This is a genomic window from Vreelandella zhanjiangensis DSM 21076, from assembly GCF_000377665.1.
In the GTDB taxonomy this organism is placed as follows: Bacteria; Pseudomonadota; Gammaproteobacteria; order Pseudomonadales; family Halomonadaceae; genus Vreelandella; species Vreelandella zhanjiangensis.
The window spans coordinates 1-19,521 of record NZ_KB898648.1; the positions used below are offsets into that span (position 1 = coordinate 1).

Genomic DNA, 19,521 nt, shown 5'->3' on the forward strand with positions numbered 1-19,521 from the left:
GCTTACCGGCGCAAACTCGCGGAGTATGGTGTGATCCAGAGCATGTCACGCAAGGGAAATTGTCTCGATAATGCCGCCATAGAGAGCTTCTTTGGAACGCTGAAGTCTGAATATTTCTACCTGAACCGGTTCGACAATATTGAACAGTTACAGGCGGGCATCCGACGCTATATCCATTACTACAACTACGAGCGCATTAAGACCAAGCTAAAAGGCCTGAGTCCGGTACAGTACCGAAATCAGGCCTTGGCCGCTTAGTTTTTTTACTGTCCAAATTTATGGGGTCAGTTCAGACTGGCGGCTTTTATCGATCGTACTTATCAGGCTTACGCCTCGCGCCGATAGATCAGATCCCATACGCCGTGACCCAGCTTCTCGCCGCGGGCTTCAAACTTGGTTAGCGGGCGGAAGGTGGGGCGGGGCACGTAAGGCGCCGTGTCGGCATTGGCCGTGTTGGCGTAGCCGGGGGCGGCTTCCATTACTTCGGCCATCCACTCGGCATAGGCTTCCCAGTCGGTCGCCATATGGAAGGTGCCGCCGGGCTTGAGGCGCGTGCGAATCAGCTCGACAAACGCGGGCTGCACGATGCGCCGTTTGTGGTGCTTTTTCTTCGGCCAGGGGTCGGGGAAGAACAGCTGCACGGTGGTCAATGAGCCTTCCGGCAGGCATTTTTCCAGTACGGCCAGCGCGTCTTCCTTGTAGATGCGCAGGTTGGTCAGGCCGCGCTTGTCCACTTCATCCAGCAGCTTGCCGACGCCCGGCGAATGCACCTCAATGCCGATAAAGTCGGTGTCCGGATGGGTTTCGGCCTGCTCGATCAGCGAGTTGCCCATGCCGAAGCCGATTTCAACCACACGCGGGGCTTCCCGGCCAAACAGCGCGGTCAGGTCCTGCAGGCCGTCGTCAATCGTCAGACCAAAGCGTGGCCATACGTCTTCAAGGCCCCGGTTCTGCGCCTGGGTCATGCGCCCGGCACGGATTACATAGCTTTTAATCCCCCGACGATGCAGCGGCGCTTCAGCGCTTTCCGGCCCGGTTGAGGACTCGTCGGTACTTTTAATATCAGTCATAAAATCTCTTAACCGTTAATGCGGCCAGCAAAAGGTGATGATGGGTCTGCCGTTTGGCGACGCGGCATGCGTCCGGCCAGGAAAGCATCACGCCCGGCTTCTACGGCGCTTTTCATGGCACGCGCCATGCGCAGCGGATCGCGTGCGTGGGCAATCGCCGTATTGAGCAATACGCCGTCACACCCCAGCTCCATGGCCATAGCGGCATCCGAAGCTGTACCGATACCGGCATCCACCAGCACCGGCACGCTGCTTTGTTCCACAATCAGGCGCACGTTGTGCGGGTTCTGAATGCCATGACCTGAGCCAATCAGCGAGCCCAGCGGCATGATGGCGCAGCAACCCATGGCTTCAAGCTCGCGGGCTACAATGGGGTCATCGCTGGTGTACACCATGACGTCAAAACCATCGGCCAAAAGCGTCTCGGCGGCTTTCAGGGTTTCAACCACGTTGGGGTAGAGCGTGGTCTCATCGCCCAGCACTTCCAGCTTGACCAGTTTATGCCCGTCGAGCAGTTCGCGGGCCAGACGGCAGGTGCGCACGGCGTCTTTGGCGGTGTAGCAGCCTGCCGTGTTGGGCAGCAGGGTATAGCGCGATGGCGAAATCACGTCGAGCAGGTTGGGCCCTGCTTCCTGGCCCAGGTTGGTACGGCGTACGGCAAAGGTGACGATCTCGGCGCCGCTTTCGGCAATCGCCGCGCCGGTCTCGTCGAAGTCTTTATATTTGCCGGTACCCACCAGCAGGCGAGAGCTAAAATTACGTCCGGCAATGGTAAACGGCGCATCGTTTTGAAGTGTCATAGCGAATCCTGGATAAAACGCGAGCAATAGAACGCGAAAAAAGGGCGTAGCCAGTCAAAGAGACATAAGTGCTGCGGGTTAGCCACCGCCGATGGCATGCACCACTTCCACCTGGTCGTCTTCAGCCAAGCGAGTGGTGGCCAGCTGGCTGCGCGGTACGATCTCTTCGTTGATCTCTACCGCGACCCGCCGGCCGGTGAGCGCCAGTTGATCGATTAGATCTGCGGCTGTCAGGCCCGCTTCCAGCGTGTAAGGCTCGCCATTGAGTTGAATGTGCATAAAACTGTCTCGTCTATCGAGGCATAGGGTCTATAAGAGTTAGGGCTAACCCTAGCGTAATACTTAAAAGTGCCTCTATTGTAGCGGTTTCCCGCAGCGCAAGGTATGCCGAGTCGCTCGCGAGCTTTACAGGTGCGGTAACACCTTGAAAGGAGCAGCAATGCAACGTAACGAACGAATCATTTGGTGCCTGATCGCGCTCTCCGGGGCTGTCACGGTCATGGTGGGAGCTTACGCGGCCCACGGTCTGGCGCTACGGGCCAGTGCCGAAATGGTGCATGCGGCCGAAACCGGCGTGCGCTACCAGGCCTGGCACACGCTGGCGATGATGGCAGTGCTAATTGGTCAGCGCGTGTTTGGTTTCAAGGGCTGGCAGTGGCCGGTTGCGCTGTGGGGTTTGGGAGTCGTGGGTTTCTCCGGCTCGCTTTATGCCATGGCGATGGCCGGTTTGAATGCGGGCATCGTGACGCCCATTGGTGGCGTTTTGCTGATTGGCGGGTGGTTGATGCTGGCGGTGGCGGTACTAAGAAGTCCTTAATTGGTCTCTAGCTAACAAGCCTCTAACTAAACGGCCCTGGCAGATCCGCTGGCGCGTCGATATCACGCAAAACGCCCGCATCCGCGACCGGGCATTCCCGCAAGCGTGAGGCGTACTGCTTGATCACACCCTTGGCGCCGTCACTGCCGCTAAGTCTCTCAAGCGCAGGCCACATTGCCCGCCCAAAAATCACCGGGTGGCCCTGCTGGTCTTCAAAGCAGGGCCGCACGATGGTGTCTCGGCAGGCCAGGCGCTGCAAGGCCAACATGGTTTTTGGATCAATATAGGGCATATCACCGAGCAGGATTGCCGCGGCGTCAATGTCATCAAGGCCAGGGTCACGGCCCAGTGCGCCCACCGCTTCGGCCAGGCTTTCCCCCAGGCCAAGGTGCGCATTACGAACGCGCACCAGCGCCACATCCCCGGGAATGCCCAATAACGCTGGATCTTCCTCTTCACGCACGGCCACGCGCAGGTGGGTAAACGCTTTTTGAGCGTTGGCAAGCGATGCGGCCAGCAGCGTTTGGCCATTCGGCAGAAGCGCGCAGCGTTTATCGTCAGGCCCAAAGCGGCGCGAGTAGCCTGCGGCCATCAGCAGGGCGACCACCTGAAAGGCGCGCTTAGAGCTCATCGAGCTGTTTTCCGTGCTGAACGCGCACAATATCGGCCATCACGGCCAGGGCAATTTCGGCCGGCGTCTTGCTGCCCAACGCCAGGCCGATCGGCATATGGATACGCGCGATTTCTGCCTCGCTCAGCCCGCCGGAGCGGACCAGCCGCTCGGCTCGCGCCGCCGAGGAGCGCAGTGAGCCCATGACGCCGATATAGAAGGCGCTCGTGCGCACGGCTTCCATCATTGCCAGGTCATCAATACGTGGGTCATGGGTGAGCGCCACCACCGCGGTGGCGCCATGGCAGGTGTTCGGTGAAATATACGCTGAGGGCAGGAGTGCCTCCACCCGGGCGCCGGGCACATTAAAGCCCGCGCAGGCGGCCTCGTTCGGGTCGCAGACAATCACCTCATACCCAAGCGTCACGGCAAACGCCGCACACGGCGTAGTAATCGGCGAAATACCGGCGATGACCAGCCGGTGAGCCGGGGAGACGCGCATGCTGATAGCGTCACCTTGTCTCTCGACACGCGGCCCGGTGGGTGGGGCCGGGTGAAAACCGCGCTCGCCGCTTGCTTTATCGACCCTACGCATTAGCGGCTCGTGGCCCTTGAGCGCGTTAAGAACCACGCTCAGGTGTTCGCGGGTCTCGGCGGTGGGCGCCAGCCGCTCGACCAGTACATCCAGCACGCCGCCACAAGGCAGCGCTACGCCTGGGGCATCGCTGTCTGCCGTGTCGCCGTAGCGGGTGGTGGTGATGGGCCTGTCGAAGGCGCCGTTGTTGAGCCTTTCGAGAAAATCCTCCTCCACGCAGCCGCCGGAGAGCGAGCCGATATGCTCGCCGCGCTGATTTGCGACCAGCCACGAGCCCGGTGCGCGAGGCGATGAGCCGAAGGTTTCAAGCACCGTGCAGAGCCAGATCGTCTCGCCCTTTTCACACCATGTCAGCGCTTGTTCGATGACCTTGAGGTCCAGGTGTTGCATTGATTCACGCGTTCCTTGTTCAGTGACCTGCAAGCCGGGCCGGGGTCTATGTGCCCTTTAGCGTAGACCAATTGTGCGCTGGGGCGGGAGTATCAGAAGAATTGGGCTGGTGGCTTTAATTGTGACTATGCTTATTCCGTCATGACCGTGACTAGGCGATAGCAACGAAAAAATTAAAGGCAATCCAAATGACCTCAACGACGACGTTCGAGAAGCATCGTGACAGCGCCACGACCCGCTCCGCGGTTGCCCTGTCAATCAACGGCCAACGCCACGAGCTGGAACTTGATAATCGCACCACGCTGCTGGACACCCTGCGCGAACACCTGAAACTCACCGGCTCCAAGAAAGGCTGCGATCTTGGCCAGTGTGGGGCATGTACGGTTTATATCAACGGCGAGCGGGTGAATTCCTGCCTGACGCTGGCGGTAATGCACCAGGACGACGAGATCACCACCATCGAAGGCGTGGGCGATGTCGAGCATATGGACCCGATGCAGCAGGCGTTCGTCGATAACGACGCCTTTCAGTGCGGCTACTGCACGCCGGGCCAGATCTGCTCGGCCAAGGCGACGCTTGATGAGATCCGCGCCGGTATTCCGAGCCACGTGACCCAAGAACTCAATGGGCCCATCGAGATCAGCGATGAGGAGATCCGCGAGCGCATGTCCGGCAATCTGTGCCGCTGCGGTGCCTACGCCAACATTTTGAAAGCCATCAATCAGGTTGCCAACGATCAAACTGCCAGGGAGCGCTCATGAAAGCCTTTTCCTATGAGCGCATCGATGATGCCGCCCAGGCGGCGGCGCGCGCCTTTGAAGTGTCAGGTTCCAAATTCATTGCTGGCGGCACCAATTTACTCGATCTGATGAAGCATGAAATCGAAATGCCTGCACACCTGATCGATATCAATGGTACTGGCCTTGATGACATTGTCGCGACCGACGACGGCGGCCTGCGCATCGGCGCGCTGGTCAGCAACACCGCCCTTGGCGCCGACGAGCGCATCAAACGCGACTACCCGGTGCTCAGCCGGGCGCTGTTCGCCGGTGCATCGAGCCAGCTGCGCAACAAGGCCTCCACCGGCGGCAATCTGTTACAGCGTACCCGCTGCCCTTACTTCTACGATACGGCGATGCCGTGTAACAAGCGCGAGCCCGGGGCTGGCTGCGCCGCGCTTGACGAGGGCGCCGATACCCGCCAACTGGGCGTGATCGGAACGTCGGATCACTGCATCGCCACGCACCCCTCGGACATGGCCGTGGCCCTTCGCGTGCTGGATGCCGAGGTGGAAACCGTCAACCCCGAAGGGCAAACACGCAGGCTTACGCTTGATGAGTTTTACCAGCTCCCCGGCGATACCCCGAACGTGGAGAACGCGCTGGAGCCCGGTGAAATCATCACCGGCGTGGTGCTTCCTGCGCCGGTCGGCGGGCGCCAGCAATATTACAAGGTACGCGATCGCGCCTCTTACGCCTTTGCGCTGGTATCCGTGGCACTGATCGAAACCGACGACGGCAAGGGCCGCGTGGCGCTGGGCGGTGTAGCGCCCAAGCCCTGGCGGCGTGACGAGGCGGATGCCGAGCTTGGCAACGGCGCCAAAGCGGTGATGGAAAAGCTTCTGGACGGCGCGCGCCCCACCGATGAGAACGCCTATAAGCTGACACTTGCCGAGCGTACGCTGGCCGCCCTGCTGGCAAAGGAGTGATGTATGGATTTTAATCAATCAGCCGACGAGAACCTCTTTGACCACGCCCGGATCATCGGCAAGCCCCATACCCGGGTCGATGGCGCACTGAAAGTGACTGGCACGGCCCCCTACGCCTACGAGCGCCATGATGTAGCGGATAACCCGTTGGTGGGTTACCCGCTGGGGTCGAGTATCGCCAAAGGGCGTATTACCCGCATGGACGCAACGGCGGCGCGTAACGCGGACGGCGTGGCGGCGGTGATCACGGCGCTGGATATCGACGAGCTGCCGCGTGCCAAAAGCAACGTCGCCAAGCTGTTTGGCGGCGATATGGTTGAACATTACCACCAGGCGATTGCCGTGGTGGTGGCCGACACGCTGGAGCAGGCCCGGGCGGCCACATCGCTCATCGAGGTAGAGTACGAAGAGATTCCAGGCGAGTTCGATCTGGATGATGCCTGGAAGCGGCTACAGGATAGAGACGTGGTTTCGCACGTGGGCGATGTGGACGCGGCCTTTGACAGTGCCGAGGTCACGCTGGATGAGACCTACCACACCGCCTCGCAAAGCCACGCCATGATGGAGCCCCACGCGACGATTGCGGACTGGACTGATGGCAAGAACATGACGCTTTGGACCTCGAATCAGATGATCAAGTGGACCCGCAAGGCGCTGGCCACCACGTTTGAGCTCGACCCGGCCAATATCCGCTTGGAAAGCCCCTACATCGGTGGCGGTTTTGGGGGCAAGCTGTGGCTGCGCGCCGACGCGGTGCTCGCCGCGCTGGGCTCAAGAGAGACTGGCCGCCCGGTGAAGGTGGCGCTGCCACGCTCGTTTATCTTCAATAACGCCACCCATCGCTCCGGCACCGTGCAGCGGCTGCGCATCGCCGCGGGCAAGGACGGTCGGATCACCGCCTTCGATCACTCGGCGATCTCCCATACGCTGCCCGGCGGCAGTGGTGAAGATGCGGTCAACCAGACGCGCTGCTTCTACGCTGGCGAGAACCGCCGTGTGGCGCACCATGCTATTGATATGAACCTGCCTGAGTCCGCCGACATGCGCGCCCCTGGCGAAGCTTCGGGCCTCGCCGTGCTGGAAATCGCCATGGATGAAATGGCCGAAAAGCTCGGCATGGACCCGGTGGAGTTTCGGATTCTCAACGATACCCAGGTCAACCCCGAAGAGCCTTCCAAACGCTATAGCGACCGCCATTTCGTCGAGTGCTTGCGCAAGGGCGCCGAGGTATTCAACTGGAGCGAGCGTAACACCACGCCAGGCGGTAAGCGCGAAGGGCAGTGGCTGATTGGCCAGGGCATGGCCGGTGCCTACCGCGGTGCGCCGACGATGGATTCCGGTGCCCGGGTACGGTTGAGCGAAGGGCGGCTAATCGTCGAGACTGACATGACCGATATCGGCACCGGCTCCTACACCATCATCGCCCAGACCGCTGCCGAAACCATGGGCCTGGAGATGGACGATGTGGAGGTGCGCCTGGGTAACAGCGCCTTCCCGGCGGCGTCCGGCTCCGGCGGCCAAATGGGCGCGGCCAGCTCTACCGCGGGGGTTTATGCAGCGTGTGTGGCACTGCAAGGCGAGATTGCCAAGTGCCTGGGCGTCGAGTCGGCGCGGTTCGAAAGTGGTCAGGTGGTGACCGATGACAAGCGTGTGGCGCTACGTGACGTGGCCCCGAATGAAGAGCTAGTGGGCGAAGATACGCTGCACTTTGGCGACTTCAAGGACGAGCTTGAGATCGGTACCTTCGCGGCGCACTTTGTCGAGGTGGCGGTGCATGCCTATACCGGCGAAACCCGCCTCAGGCGTACGCTCTCGGTCGTGGATGCCGGGCGCATCCTGAACCCTGTCACCGCGCGTAGCCAGGTGATCGGTGGCATGACCATGGCCACAGGCGCGGCCTTGACCGAGAGCCTGAACATCGACTCACGGCGAGGGTACTTTACCAACCACGACTTGGCCGGTTACGAAATCGCCGTGCACGCCGATATTCCCGAGCAGGAAGTCATCTTCCTCGACACCCAGGACGGTGCCTCTACGCCCTTGAAAGCCAAAGGAGTGGGTGAGCTGGGTATCTGCGGCGGCGCGGCGGCGGTAGCCAATGCCATGTACAACGCAACCGGCATACGCCTACGCGATTACCCCATGACGCTGGACCGTATGCTTGATCGATTGCCCGACGCGTAAGCCAGTGCGGTAACCATTAAAACGCGGGAGCAGGCAACTGCCCCCGCGTTTTTTATGCAGGCATATAACGCGATGGCTAGGGTTTAAGCCGCCCAGTGCTTTTACGCACGATCAAGTGGCTGCTTAGCGTTTGATGGCGTATGGGCTGCTCGCCACGCAAAAGATGGAGCAGCAGCTGCATGGCCTGCTGGCCGATTTCATTGCGCGGCTGGCTAATAGTCGTCAGTTCCGGGTCGCAGTATTCGCTCAGGCCAATATTGTCAAAGCCGACAACGGACAGCTGGTCGGGCACGCTAATACCCAACTGGCGGGCGGCTTTCAGCACGCCAACCGCCATCTCGTCACTATGACAAAAAATCGCGGTGGGTCGGGGCGTTTTCCCCTCCAGCAGGGCTAACCCCTGCTGATACCCGGAGCGAAAGCCAAAGTTACCCTCTGCAATACGCGCTTCATTGCTCAATTGATGCGCCGCTAGCGTATCGCGATAGCCGCGATTGCGTTCCTGGCAAATAGGGTTATGCGCTGGGCCAGAAAGCGTTGCGATACGTTGGTGGCCAAGCGACACCAGGTAATCAATCGCCTGGGCGCTTGCTTGATGGTTGTCGATAGCAATTAACGGCAGGTCGATATCGCTAAAAAATTCACACGCCATGACCAACGGAAAGTCCGCCTGCTTATCCGCTTGCTTGACCAGCGCCCTGGGAATCTCGGAGGTCAACAGCACAATACCATCGGCCTGGTTGGTGGAAAGCAGCCGAAAGTAGGCCTCTGCGCGCGCAGGGTCGTGTTCGCAATCGCCAATCAGTATCTGATAACCCGCCTGATGGGCAACATCCTCCATGCCGCTAATAATCTCGGAAAAAAACGGATTTGAAATATCCGGCAAGAGCGCCACGATGGTTTTGGACTCCGCACGGCGCAAGTTGCGCGCGGCAATATTGGGCGAATAACCCACCTGAGCAATTGCCTGATTCACCCGCTTTCGAGTGGCATCGCTGACTTTTTCAGGCGTTGCCAGGGCGCGTGATACGGTCGCTGTCGAACAGCCCGCCGCTTTCGCCACGTCTTTAATCGTCGGCACGCTATGCGGCTGTTTGCTCGTTACCGGGGTGTTAAGCATTGAACGATGGTCCTGAAAAAACGCGCCTGAAAGCGGGCGGTTAAAGACAATGTTGGCGCGCTATTCGCTAAAATGTAAATGTTTACATTCAAATTCTAGCAGCGTTAACCACAACATTTAAACGCATCTTTACTATTAGCGCGTTAATTATGTAGCTATTTATTTGCTCTTTTTATGTATTCTTTAGTCTAAATTATAGGCGCTTAGATAGAATTTAAAGATTTAAAATCCTTTTACAGCAGTACGTTATCAATTTTATTTTAGCCTTTTTGTCACGCTTGACCGATGTATGTTGCTCTGCTGAAATGTAATCCATTACATTGTGTCTTTCAGCAGTGGTTGCTGACGCCAAAACAACAAAACAAATGAGGTCGATGATGAAGACCCTTAAAGGGCCCGCGCTCTTTCTAGCCCAGTACATTGGTGACGAGCCGCCTTTCGATAGCCTGGAGCATATTGCGCGCTGGGCATCGGAGCTGGGCTTTAAAGCGCTGCAAATGCCCACGCTGGATAAGCGGTTTTTTGATCTTGAGCGAGCGGCAGAAAGCCAGGCGTATTGCCAGGAAGTACAGGCGCTTTTAGCGCAATATGACTTGGAAATTTGCGAGCTTTCGACGCATTTGCAGGGCCAATTGGTGGCCGTGCATCCGGTTTATGACAGCCTGTTTGACGGCTTCGCCCCGCCTGAACTGCACGGCGACCCAGTCGCGCGCCAAGCCTGGGCTGTCGAGCAGCTAAAGCTTGCCGCGCAGGCCAGCGCCAATCTGGGGTTGAAGGCCCATGCCACGTTCTCCGGCTCGCTGCTTTGGCCGTTTCTTTACCCGTGGCCACAGCGCCCCGCTGGGCTGGTTGAAGATGGTTTTGCCGAGCTTGCCAAACGCTGGCGCCCTATTCTGGATGCCTTTGATGCCGCTGGTGTGGACTTATGCTTTGAGATTCACCCCGGTGAAGACCTGCATGATGGCGCGACTTTTGAGCGTTTTTTAGCCGCCGTGGACCATCACCCGCGCTGCTGCATGCTGTATGACCCCTCGCATTTGGTGCTTCAACAGCTTGATCACCTTGCCTTTCTTGATCGTTATCACCCGTATATCCGCATGTTTCATGTCAAGGATGCCGAGTTTCATCCTACCGCCCAGCAGGGCGTTTACGGCGGCTACACCTCTTGGGTCGAGCGGGCAGGCCGCTTTCGCTCCCTGGGCGATGGGCAGGTGGATTTCAAAGCGGTGTTCTCGAAACTGGCCCAGTACGATTTTGACGGCTGGGCGGTCATCGAGTGGGAGTGTGCGCTCAAGCATCCTGAGCAGGGCGCGGCGGAAGGCGTCACGTTCGTGAATGAGCACATTATCCAGGTGACCGACCGCGCGTTTGATGACTTTGCCGATGCCGGAACGGATCGTGAGGCTAATCGCACGCTGCTGGGTCTCGGCTAAACCACGCTCAGGGGTTAGGTAATGACAACAAACAACAACACACCGCGCAGACTTCGCCTTGCCATGATAGGCGGCGGCCAGGGTGCTTTTATCGGCGGTGTGCACCGTATGGCGGCGCGCCTGGATGACCGCTTTGAGCTGGTAGCCGGGGCTTTTTCATCCCAAACCGAGCGCAATCTGGCGACCGCCAACGAGTTGGGCGTTGATGGCCAGCGCTGCTATGCCGACTACGCATCGCTGTTGGTAGGCGAAGCCACCCGCGAAGATGGCGCCCAGGTCGTGGCGATAGTCACACCCAACCATCTGCATTACCCGGCGGCGCTGGCAAGCCTGGAAGCGGGCTTTCACGTGGTGTGTGAAAAACCCATGACGCTCAGCGTTGAGGAAGCTGAACAGCTGGCGCAAGCGGCTGAGAAAAGCGCTCGCCACTTTGTATTAATGCACAACTACGCGGGTTATCCATTGGTTCAGCATGCCCGTGAACTGATTGCCCAAGGCGCGCTAGGGCAGCTTCGCCACGTGCAGGTCGAGTATATTCAGGAGTGGTTAAGCGAACCCCCGGAAGCCGATAACCGCCAGGCCGCCTGGCGTTTAGACCCCACCCAGGCGGGGGCTGCTGGCTGCCTGGGAGATATTGGCGTGCACGCGTTTCAGCTGGCTCAGTTTATCAGCGGCCAGCGCGTCAGTGAGGTAAGCGCTGAGCTGGTGACTGCCGTGCCGGGGCGGGCGCTTGATGATAACGTTCAGGCACTGCTGCGCTTTAACGGCGGTGCGCGGGGCATGCTGTGGGCAAGTCAGACGGCAGCGGGTTATGAGAACGCGTTAACCATTCGTGTCATCGGCGAGAAGGCCAGCCTGCAGTGGGCCCAGGAGCAGCCCAACGAGCTGTGGCTGAAACCGCTTAACGGGCCAAGCCAGCGCTTAACACGGCGCGATGACTGGCTAAGTGCGAATATCGCTCAAGGCGTGCGCGTGCCGGGCGGGCATCCGGAAGGCTACATTGAAGCCTTTGCCAACCTGTATCAGGCGTTGGCCGATGGGCATGCATCAGGCGAATATCCCACTTGGCTGCCCGGTATTGAAGACGGTGTGGATGGTATGCGCTTTATTGCCGCGGCGATTACCTCACACCAGGCGGCAGGCAGTTGGACGCCGCTGCATCTGAGGAAAGCGCCAGACGCTTCCGGGGGCGCTTCATGAGCGAGCCTATTTTAACGCTTGAAGGGATCGGTAAAGCCTTCGGCCCCGTTCAGGTGCTGAATGATATTTCCCTTTCCGTTATGCCGGGCGAAGTGCTGGGTATTCTGGGGGAAAACGGCGCCGGGAAATCCACGCTGTTAAAGATCATCAGCGGTATCTACACGCCAACGGTGGGTACGATCCACCTGAATGGTCAGATATTTAGTGCGTTGGACCCGATTACGGCGCGTTTTCACGGCGTGGCGATGATCCCCCAGGAATTCAATTTAATCCCCACGCTGCGTGTTTACGAAAATGTCTTTTTGGGCCAGGAAGTACGCCGTCATGGTTTTCTTGACCACGCAGGCATGCGTAAGCGCACCCAGGAACTGCTCAGCTCGCTTGAAGTGGACCTGGACCCTGAACTTCCCATTGAGCGGCTAAGCGTTGCCCAAAAGCAGATGGTTGAAGTGGCCAGGGTGCTGGTTAACGACGCGCGACTGCTGATTCTGGATGAGCCCACTACGGTACTGACCGACCGTGAAGTTGCGGTGTTGTTCAGGGTAGTGCGTGCGCTGGTCGCCAAGGGCGTCACGATTTTATTTATTTCTCACAAGCTAAAAGAGGTCAAAGATCTCTGTGACCGGCTGCTGATTTTACGCGACGGCCAGCAGGTAGAGCTGTGCGAGACCGCGACGCTTAATGAAGAGGACATGGCGCGCAAAATGGTCGGGCGTGAGCTGTCACAAATTTACCCTGAGAAGCTTGCGCAAAGTACTGATAACACGCCGCCCGCGCTGCGGGTGCGGGGCTTGAGCCTTAAAGGCAAACTCAAGGACATCAACCTTGAGGTACGCCGTGGCGAAGTGCTGGGGTTTGCCGGGCTGGTAGGTGCGGGGCGCACCGAAATTGCTGAAACCATCATGGGGCTGCACCGCAAAGAGCAGGGTGAGATATTTATCGATGGCGAGCTTGTTGATCTTCGTTCACCCAACGAAGCCCACGCCCACGGCTTGGCGTATCTGTCGGAAGACCGCCAGGGCAAGGGGCTGATTCTCTCGTTTAACGTCATGCAGAACATTACCGCCCTTAGCCTGAAGCGCTATGTGCGCGGGTTTATCAAGCATCGTGCTGAACGGCGTCAAGCCGAACATTACCAGCAGCGCCTGACCATCAAGGCATCCAACCTGGCGGCGCCGGTGAGCCTTCTGAGTGGCGGTAACCAGCAGAAGGTTTACTTCTCAAAGCTACTCGATATCGAGCCCGATATCCTGATTCTCGATGAGCCCACCCGCGGCATCGATATCAGCGCCAAGCAGCAGATTTACCGGTTGATTCGCGACCTTACCGAACAAAATAAAGCCGTTATCGTGATCTCCTCCGAGCTTGAAGAGGTCATTGGTATTGCGGATCGGGTGTTAGTGATTCGCGAGGGGCAAATAGCCGTTGAGCTTAACGGTGACGATATCAACGAAGAACAAATAATGCTGTATGCCGCTGGCGCACGACAGCACGCCAACCGTGAACAAGTGGGGAATTAAGATGGCTCAACCGCCTAATACCAAGTCAATGGGGAGCGTTGCACGCCAAGGTCTGCGCAGGCTGCCCCTTAACGCGACGATTCTGGCCCCGCTGGTGGCGCTGATTTTGCTGTTCGTGGTCTCGTCCATCGCCAGCGAATATTTTCTGAATACGCGCAATATTTCCAACGTGATGCGTCAGGTTTCCTATACCGGCATTATCGCCATCGGCATGACCTTTGTGATTATCGCCGGTGGGATCGATCTGTCGGTGGGGTCGATGGTGGCGCTTGTGGGCGTGGTTATCCTGTATATCGTCAATAGCATTAGTGACCCCATTCAGGCGGTGCTTCTCGGCCTGTTGGCCGCTATCGCTGCGGGCGGGCTGTTAGGGCTATTCAACGGCTTGTTAGTCACCCGAGGGCGCATAGCGGCCTTTGTGGTAACGCTTGCCAGTATGTCGATCTTTCGCTCACTGGCGCTCTACTTCACCGACGCGGCGGTGGTTTCTACCCCCAATCCGCACTTCTCAAGCGTGGGCGGCGGCTTTTTGCTGGGCATTCCGGTTCCGGTAATCGTGTTTTTTGGCTTGGCGATCATCGCGCATGTGCTGCTGTTTCATACCCCTTACGGGCGGCATGTGTGCGCGGTGGGCGCTAATCCTCAGGTAGCACGCTATTCGGGCATTCGGGTCGAGCGCATTGTGCTCTCCACCTTTGTGATTGCGGGGATCTGTGTGGGGCTTTCGGCCATCATGCTGACCTCACGGCTCAACTCGGTAAGCCCGAGCGATGCGGGCTACTTTTATGAACTGGATGCTATCGCTGCCGTCGTCATCGGAGGCACGGCGCTTTCCGGCGGGCGCGGTTCGATATGGGGCACGGTCATCGGTGCGCTGATTCTGGGTATTATCAACAACATGCTTAACCTGACCGGCGTTTCCCCTTATTTACAGGGGCTGGTCAAAGGCGGCGTCATTTTGCTGGCGGTGCTGCTGCAGTACAAGCGTGCCTGATTCGTTAATACGGGTTTTAAGAACGGTTTTAAGAACAAGCGTTAAAAACGGTCTTTTCGGTCGCTATGCCCAAACAGGGCCGACGATCACACTGGGCGGGGTTGGCTCGTCCATCCACGATGTACGTTAGAAAGGGAGCAATAACAATGACACTATCACGCCTTTTCAAGACTGCCGCGCTGGCAACGGCCATAGCGAGTACGTCCAGCCTGGCGCTGGCCGACGACTACCATATTGGCGTCACCGTGCCGTCCGCTGACCATGGCTGGACCGCAGGCCTTTTATGGTGGGCGCAGCAAGCCGCCGGCGAGCTAAGCGAGAAGTATCCGGATGTCAGCTTTACGGTACTTTCCGCTAACTCCGGTACGGCCCAGGTCTCTAACGTGGAAGATCTGATGATCCGCAACCTGGATGCGCTGGTCATTTTGCCACACGACCCGGCAACGCTTCAGGCGGTTATTTCCGAAGCTTATGACGAAGGCATCTACACCGTTGTGGTCGACCGCGAGCTTGAAACGCCTGCACAAAACGTCTTTATTGCGGGCGATAACCCCGGTTTAGGCGAGCACGCCGCGCGTTATATCGCTGAAGAGCTGGGCGGCGAGGGCAATATTCTGGTGCTGGAAGGCCCGCCCATTCCTATTAATAGCCAGCGTGTCGATGCCTTTAACAGGGTGATGGAAAACTACCCCAACATCAATATTCTGGCCTCTCAAACGACCAACTGGAACCCACAGCAGGCGCTTAGCGTAACGGAAGACCTGCTGGGCAGTAACCCGGAAGTGGATGCCATTTGGGCGGGTGACGATGACGTATTGATCTCGGCGCTTCAGGCGGTGGATGAAAACAACCGCGACGATATCCAGCTGATTGTGGGCGGTGGCGGTTCGCAGCGCGTGATTGAAATGATCCGTAACGAGCACCCGATGGTTAAAGGCACCGTAACCTATCCGCCGAACATGATTGCCTCGGCCATGGCGCTAGCGGTACACGGCGTTAAAGGCGAGCATCTGGGTGATATGTACCACGGCGTGCCTTCACGGCTCATTCTTAACGCTGACCTGATCACCCTCGATAATGTAGAAGAGTACTACGAGCCAGAAGCCGCTTACTAAGCGCTCTAGCCGCTAAAACGCCCCGCCCTCAAGCTAGTGAATAGCCAAGGGGCGGGGCGTTTTTGTCTTGAGAGCGGCTTTAACGTTAGCGCTGTTCGCCGCTACAGAGGCAGGGCGTAGCTTGCGGTGATATGGGCAACCGGCCGGATGTTATCCGCGGCGGAGAAAACCTGTACCTCGCCAACGCCTAATCGGCGGCCTAGCTTGATCAGTTTGGCGTGGGCGATAATGTCGTGTTCGCCTGAAGCGGCGCGCAGGAAGTGACAGTTGAAGTCGCTGGTCACCGCCATGGGTTCCGGGCCGATTTGGCCCAGAATCGCCACATACAGCGCCACATCGGCAAAGCCCATCATCGTGGGGCCGCTTACTCGGGGGCCGGGGCGCAGGTGTTCATAACCTACCGTTAAGCGCATCGTGGCACACATCTCTCCTACGCTTTCCACTCTGCCCATTCGCTGGGGAAACACCTCATCTAAAAAGTGCTCGATCTGTTCGACAGTCATGACGGTCATTGTTGTTATCCTTCATAAAAAAGCCCCAAGGCATATGCCTTAGGGCTAGTTGTACCATAAAACGAATTTACTTCGCCTTATGCACCTGACGCCATTCGTGAAGTAGCGGCTCGGTGTAGCCTGACGGCTGCACGCGACCCTTGAAGATCAAATCTGAGGCGGCCTTGAAGGCGGTGGAGTCCTCAAAGTGACTGCTCATTGCGGTGTAGGTGGGGTCACCGGCGTTTTGCTCATCGACGACCTTGGCCATGCGCTTGAGGGTTTCTTTCACGCGAGCCTCATCGACAATGCCATGATGCAGCCAGTTGGCAATGTGCTGGCTGGAAATGCGCAGCGTGGCGCGGTCTTCCATCAGGCCCACGTCGTGAATATCCGGCACTTTCGAGCAACCCACGCCGTGCTCTACCCAGCGCACCACGTAACCCAGTATGCCCTGGCAGTTGTTGTCCAGCTCCTGCTGCTTCTCGTCATCGGACCAGTTGGCGTTTTCAGCCACCGGCACGCTGAGTAGATCATCCAGGAAATCAGGCTCGCCCAGGCCTTCAAGCTCGCGCTGAACGTCAGTTACGTTCACCTGATGATAGTGCAGCGCGTGCAGGGTAGCGGCCGTGGGCGAAGGTACCCAAGCGGTGTTGGCACCGGCTTTCGGGTGGCCGATTTTCTGTTCCAGCATGTTGTGCATTAAATCGGGCATGGCCCACATGCCTTTACCGATCTGGGCGCGACCGCGCAGGCCACAGGCAAGGCCTACCTGTACGTTGCTCTTCTCATACGCCGCGATCCATTTGGCGCCTTTCATATCGCCCTTGCGAACCATCGGGCCCGCTTCCATCGCGGTATGCATTTCATCACCGGTCCGGTCGAGGAAGCCCGTGTTGATGAATGCCACGCGTGAAGAGGCCTCGGCAATACACGCCTTGAGATTCACCGTAGTGCGGCGCTCTTCGTCCATGATGCCCATTTTCAGGGTATCGCGGCTCATGCCCAGCAGGTCTTCCACGCGGCCAAACAGCTCGTTGGCAAACGCTACTTCAGCAGGGCCGTGCATCTTGGGCTTGACGATATACACTGAGCCGGTGCGCGAATTGCGCGGCTGATCGGCATCTTTTTTCAGATCGTGCAGGGCAAGCAACGAGGTCACCACGGCGTCGAGAATACCTTCCGGCAGCTCGTTGCCATCCTCATCCAGAATCGCTGGCGTGGTCATCAAGTGGCCCACGTTACGCACGAACATCAGTGAACGGCCGGGTAAGGTCACCTTGCCGCCTTCGGTGGTGTTCCAGGTGCGGTCTGCGTGCAGCTTGCGCGCGAAGGTTTTGCCGCCCTTGTCGATGTTCTCTTCCAGATCGCCCTTCATCAGGCCGAGCCAGTTGCTATACACACCGACCTTGTCTTCGGCGTCCACGGCGGCCACTGAGTCTTCGCAATCCATAATGGTGGTCAGCGCGGCTTCCACTACCACGTCTTTCACGCCCGCCGGGTCGGTTTTGCCGATGGCGTGACTGGCGTCGATCTGGATTTCCAGGTGGAGGCCGTTATTGGCCAGCAAAATAGCTTCAGGTGCCGTCATTTCACCGGTAAAGCCAATCAGCTTGGCTGAATCTTTTAGCCCGGTTTCCCGGCCGCCTTCCAGCGTAACCACCAGATGGCCGTCGCGAATCGCGTATTTAACCGCGTCGCGGTGAGAGCCTGTAGCCAAGGGCGCGGCACGATCCAGAACGCCTCGCGCGTAGGCAATGACTTTGGCGCCGCGCTTGGGATTAAAGCTGGTGCCTTTTTCCGCGCCGTCTTCCTCGGAAATAGCATCGGTGCCGTAGAGCGCATCGTAAAGGCTGCCCCAGCGCGCATTCGCCGCATTCAGGGCGTAGCGGGCGTTACTCACCGGCACCACCAGCTGCGGGCCGGCTTGAAGTGCTACTTCACGGTCCACGTTGGCAGTATTGGCTTTCACGTTCGCCGGCGCATCTACCAGGTAACCGACCTGTTTTAAAAACGCACGGTAAGCCGACATATCGCTTATCGGGCCGGGGTTTTCACGGTGCCAGGTATCGAGTTTTTCCTGCAGCGCATCACGCTCTGCTAGCAATTGACGATTTTTTGGGGTCAGATCATGAAACAGAGCATCGACACCGGCCCAAAAAGCGCTTTTATCCACACCCGTTCCGGGTAGCGCCTGTTCATTAATAAAACGGTCCAGCTCGGCGGCCACCTGTAAACGGTGGTGCGTGATACGCTCGCTCATGGGGAGTTCTCCTGTGAAGATGCCCGTGGATTGTTTGAAGGCCACAGCTAGAGTGAAAATATATTTATGGAAAATACTTCCACATCTGATTGGGCATGTAAACAGCGTAGACCTTAAAGCAGTAAAATGCTCGACCAAATGATGAGAAGAGGCCCCGAGTGGCCTTCTTAAAATAATGGAAGTAGGGCGTTCACGGAGAGACAGGGATGCAGGATTTCCAGCAGCTGGAAGGCTTGTTTCGGCAAGCATCAGGCGAGTCAGCGTTCTCTCGATTAATACCGGGTGAGACGCTTTGGAACATAGTGCAGGACTATTTCCTGCACTATGGCCTCGAAACACTATTGGAAGACACCGATGAGGTGCACGCAGGGTTTATCGATACCGGGCGCTTTAGCCTGTGGTGCCAGGTCTGGAGCCCGCCCAAGCCGTCCGGCACGGCGTTTGTGGTGCACGGCTACTTCGATCATTTAGGGCTTTATCGACATTTATTGGCGCACCTATTGGCGAAAGGCTGGCGGGTAGTGCTATGGGACTTACCGGGCCATGGTCTTTCAAGCGGCCCGCGGGCGGAAATTGAAGATTTCGACGACTACCAGCACTGCCTGACACATATGCAGAATACTCTGCAAACATTGGAGATGGCTCCTAAGCCCTGGCTGGGGGTTGGGCAAAGCACCGGGGCCGCTATTTTGGCCACCGACGCGTTAACCCGCCGTGAGGCATCCGGGTGGGATGGCTTAGTGCTATTGGCGCCATTGGTACGTCCCTGGCGGTGGAGCCAGGCCAGCTGGGTGCATTTAATCGCGAGCCCGTTTTTAAAAGAGCTGCCGCGTAAATACCGGCCCAACTCGACCGATGAAACGTTTACCGAATTTCTGCGTGATCGTGACCCGCTCCAGCCCGAGCGATTGAGCGTTGCCTGGGTCAGCGCCATGCGCCGCTGGATGCCGCGCCTGCTGGCGCTTGCGCCTGTGGATATCCCAGTATTGATTTTGCAGGGCCAGCAGGATTTAACGGTGGACTGGGAATGGAACCTGAACATTCTGGCGGAAAAATTCACCTCTTCTGAGGTTCATTACCATCCAGACGCGCGCCACCATTTGGTGAACGAGGCAGAGCCGATTCGCCAAGTGCTGTTTGAAGCCATCAATACGTTTATTGATGAGATGCCCGCCGGTAAGCCTGAGGCTACCGACCAATAAGCCATTGAC

The 19,521-nt window shown here is 58.1% G+C and carries 19 protein-coding genes; 11 read left to right on the forward strand and 8 right to left on the reverse strand.

Going from position 1 to position 19,521, the window contains the following annotated elements:
• Positions 1 to 258, forward strand: a 258-nt coding sequence (locus tag D467_RS0107125) for an IS3 family transposase (RefSeq protein WP_018916814.1), incomplete at its 5' end; no start/stop codon positions are given.
• A gap of 68 nt (positions 259 to 326) precedes the next feature.
• Here D467_RS0107125 and trmB read toward each other — a convergent pair.
• From trmB to thiS, 3 genes are all read right to left on the reverse strand, one after another.
• Positions 327 to 1,070, reverse strand: coding sequence for a tRNA (guanosine(46)-N7)-methyltransferase TrmB (gene trmB, locus D467_RS0107130; RefSeq protein WP_018916815.1), 744 nt, complete (start codon positions 1,068 to 1,070; stop codon positions 327 to 329).
• A gap of 8 nt (positions 1,071 to 1,078) precedes the next feature.
• The gene (locus tag D467_RS0107135) at positions 1,079 to 1,870 is read right to left on the reverse strand and encodes a thiazole synthase (RefSeq protein ID WP_018916816.1); all 792 of its coding nucleotides are present in this window, start codon (positions 1,868 to 1,870) and stop codon (positions 1,079 to 1,081) included.
• Between the two features lie 78 nt (positions 1,871 to 1,948).
• Positions 1,949 to 2,149 carry a sulfur carrier protein ThiS gene (gene thiS, locus D467_RS0107140; RefSeq protein ID WP_018916817.1) on the reverse strand — a complete coding sequence of 67 codons (201 nt, stop codon included), beginning with the start codon at positions 2,147 to 2,149 and terminating at the stop codon, positions 1,949 to 1,951.
• Between the two features lie 160 nt (positions 2,150 to 2,309).
• Between thiS and D467_RS0107145 the strand changes: the two genes are divergently transcribed.
• On the forward strand, positions 2,310 to 2,687 hold the full coding sequence (locus tag D467_RS0107145) for a DUF423 domain-containing protein (RefSeq protein WP_018916818.1): 378 nt from the start codon (positions 2,310 to 2,312) through the stop codon (positions 2,685 to 2,687).
• Between the two features lie 22 nt (positions 2,688 to 2,709).
• Here D467_RS0107145 and D467_RS0107150 read toward each other — a convergent pair whose 3' ends face one another.
• Both D467_RS0107150 and D467_RS0107155 read right to left on the reverse strand, forming a co-directional pair.
• Positions 2,710 to 3,318, reverse strand: a complete 609-nt coding sequence (locus D467_RS0107150; RefSeq protein WP_018916819.1) for a nucleotidyltransferase family protein — start codon at positions 3,316 to 3,318, stop codon at positions 2,710 to 2,712.
• A complete protein-coding gene (locus tag D467_RS0107155; RefSeq protein WP_018916820.1) occupies positions 3,308 to 4,282 on the reverse strand; it encodes an XdhC family protein in 975 nt (324 codons plus the stop codon). The genes D467_RS0107150 and D467_RS0107155 overlap by 11 nt, the downstream gene beginning before the upstream one ends.
• A 188-nt stretch (positions 4,283 to 4,470) precedes the next feature.
• Here D467_RS0107155 and D467_RS19090 point away from each other — a divergent pair, with 188 nt between their 5' ends.
• The 3 genes from D467_RS19090 to paoC are packed head-to-tail and all read left to right on the forward strand — an operon-like array spanning position 4,471 to position 8,174.
• Complete coding sequence (locus D467_RS19090) at positions 4,471 to 5,043, forward strand: 2Fe-2S iron-sulfur cluster-binding protein (protein WP_018916821.1); 573 nt, start codon at positions 4,471 to 4,473, stop codon at positions 5,041 to 5,043.
• Positions 5,040 to 5,990, forward strand: a complete 951-nt coding sequence (locus D467_RS0107165) for an FAD binding domain-containing protein (RefSeq protein ID WP_018916822.1) — start codon at positions 5,040 to 5,042, stop codon at positions 5,988 to 5,990. The genes D467_RS19090 and D467_RS0107165 overlap by 4 nt, the downstream gene beginning before the upstream one ends.
• Positions 5,991 to 5,993: 3 nt before the next feature.
• Positions 5,994 to 8,174 (forward strand): aldehyde oxidoreductase molybdenum-binding subunit PaoC, encoded by a 2,181-nt coding sequence (gene paoC / locus D467_RS0107170; protein ID WP_018916823.1) that lies wholly within the window; start codon positions 5,994 to 5,996, stop codon positions 8,172 to 8,174.
• 76 nt (positions 8,175 to 8,250) lie between these two features.
• On the opposite strand, the gene D467_RS0107175 is transcribed toward paoC, so the two are convergent.
• A complete protein-coding gene (locus tag D467_RS0107175; protein ID WP_018916824.1) occupies positions 8,251 to 9,294 on the reverse strand; it encodes a LacI family DNA-binding transcriptional regulator in 1,044 nt (347 codons plus the stop codon).
• A 377-nt stretch (positions 9,295 to 9,671) separates the two neighbouring features.
• On the opposite strand from D467_RS0107175, the gene D467_RS0107180 reads away from it, so the two are divergent.
• The 5 genes from D467_RS0107180 to D467_RS0107200 all read left to right on the forward strand — a co-directional run bounded on the left by D467_RS0107180 (position 9,672) and on the right by D467_RS0107200 (position 15,556).
• A complete protein-coding gene (locus D467_RS0107180; protein WP_018916825.1) occupies positions 9,672 to 10,727 on the forward strand; it encodes a sugar phosphate isomerase/epimerase family protein in 1,056 nt (351 codons plus the stop codon).
• A 21-nt stretch (positions 10,728 to 10,748) separates the two neighbouring features.
• Positions 10,749 to 11,927 carry a Gfo/Idh/MocA family protein gene (locus D467_RS0107185; protein ID WP_018916826.1) on the forward strand — a complete coding sequence of 393 codons (1,179 nt, stop codon included), beginning with the start codon at positions 10,749 to 10,751 and terminating at the stop codon, positions 11,925 to 11,927.
• Complete coding sequence (locus tag D467_RS0107190; protein WP_018916827.1) at positions 11,924 to 13,447, forward strand: sugar ABC transporter ATP-binding protein; 1,524 nt, start codon at positions 11,924 to 11,926, stop codon at positions 13,445 to 13,447. The genes D467_RS0107185 and D467_RS0107190 overlap by 4 nt, the downstream gene beginning before the upstream one ends.
• A 1-nt stretch (position 13,448) precedes the next feature.
• Positions 13,449 to 14,441 (forward strand): ABC transporter permease, encoded by a 993-nt coding sequence (locus tag D467_RS0107195; protein ID WP_018916828.1) that lies wholly within the window; start codon positions 13,449 to 13,451, stop codon positions 14,439 to 14,441.
• Positions 14,442 to 14,587: 146 nt separating this feature from the next.
• Positions 14,588 to 15,556 (forward strand): substrate-binding domain-containing protein, encoded by a 969-nt coding sequence (locus D467_RS0107200; protein ID WP_018916829.1) that lies wholly within the window; start codon positions 14,588 to 14,590, stop codon positions 15,554 to 15,556.
• 101 nt (positions 15,557 to 15,657) lie between these two features.
• On the opposite strand, the gene D467_RS0107205 is transcribed toward D467_RS0107200, so the two are convergent.
• Together D467_RS0107205 and D467_RS0107210 are read right to left on the reverse strand one after the other, a co-directional pair.
• Entirely contained in the window at positions 15,658 to 16,068 is a 411-nt protein-coding gene (locus D467_RS0107205; protein WP_018916830.1) for a PaaI family thioesterase, read from the reverse strand.
• A gap of 67 nt (positions 16,069 to 16,135) precedes the next feature.
• Positions 16,136 to 18,310 carry a malate synthase G gene (locus D467_RS0107210; RefSeq protein WP_018916831.1) on the reverse strand — a complete coding sequence of 725 codons (2,175 nt, stop codon included), beginning with the start codon at positions 18,308 to 18,310 and terminating at the stop codon, positions 16,136 to 16,138.
• A gap of 206 nt (positions 18,311 to 18,516) precedes the next feature.
• Between D467_RS0107210 and D467_RS0107215 the strand changes: the two genes are divergently transcribed.
• Entirely contained in the window at positions 18,517 to 19,512 is a 996-nt protein-coding gene (locus D467_RS0107215) for an alpha/beta hydrolase (protein ID WP_018916832.1), read from the forward strand.
• Positions 19,513 to 19,521: the final 9 nt, after the last annotated feature.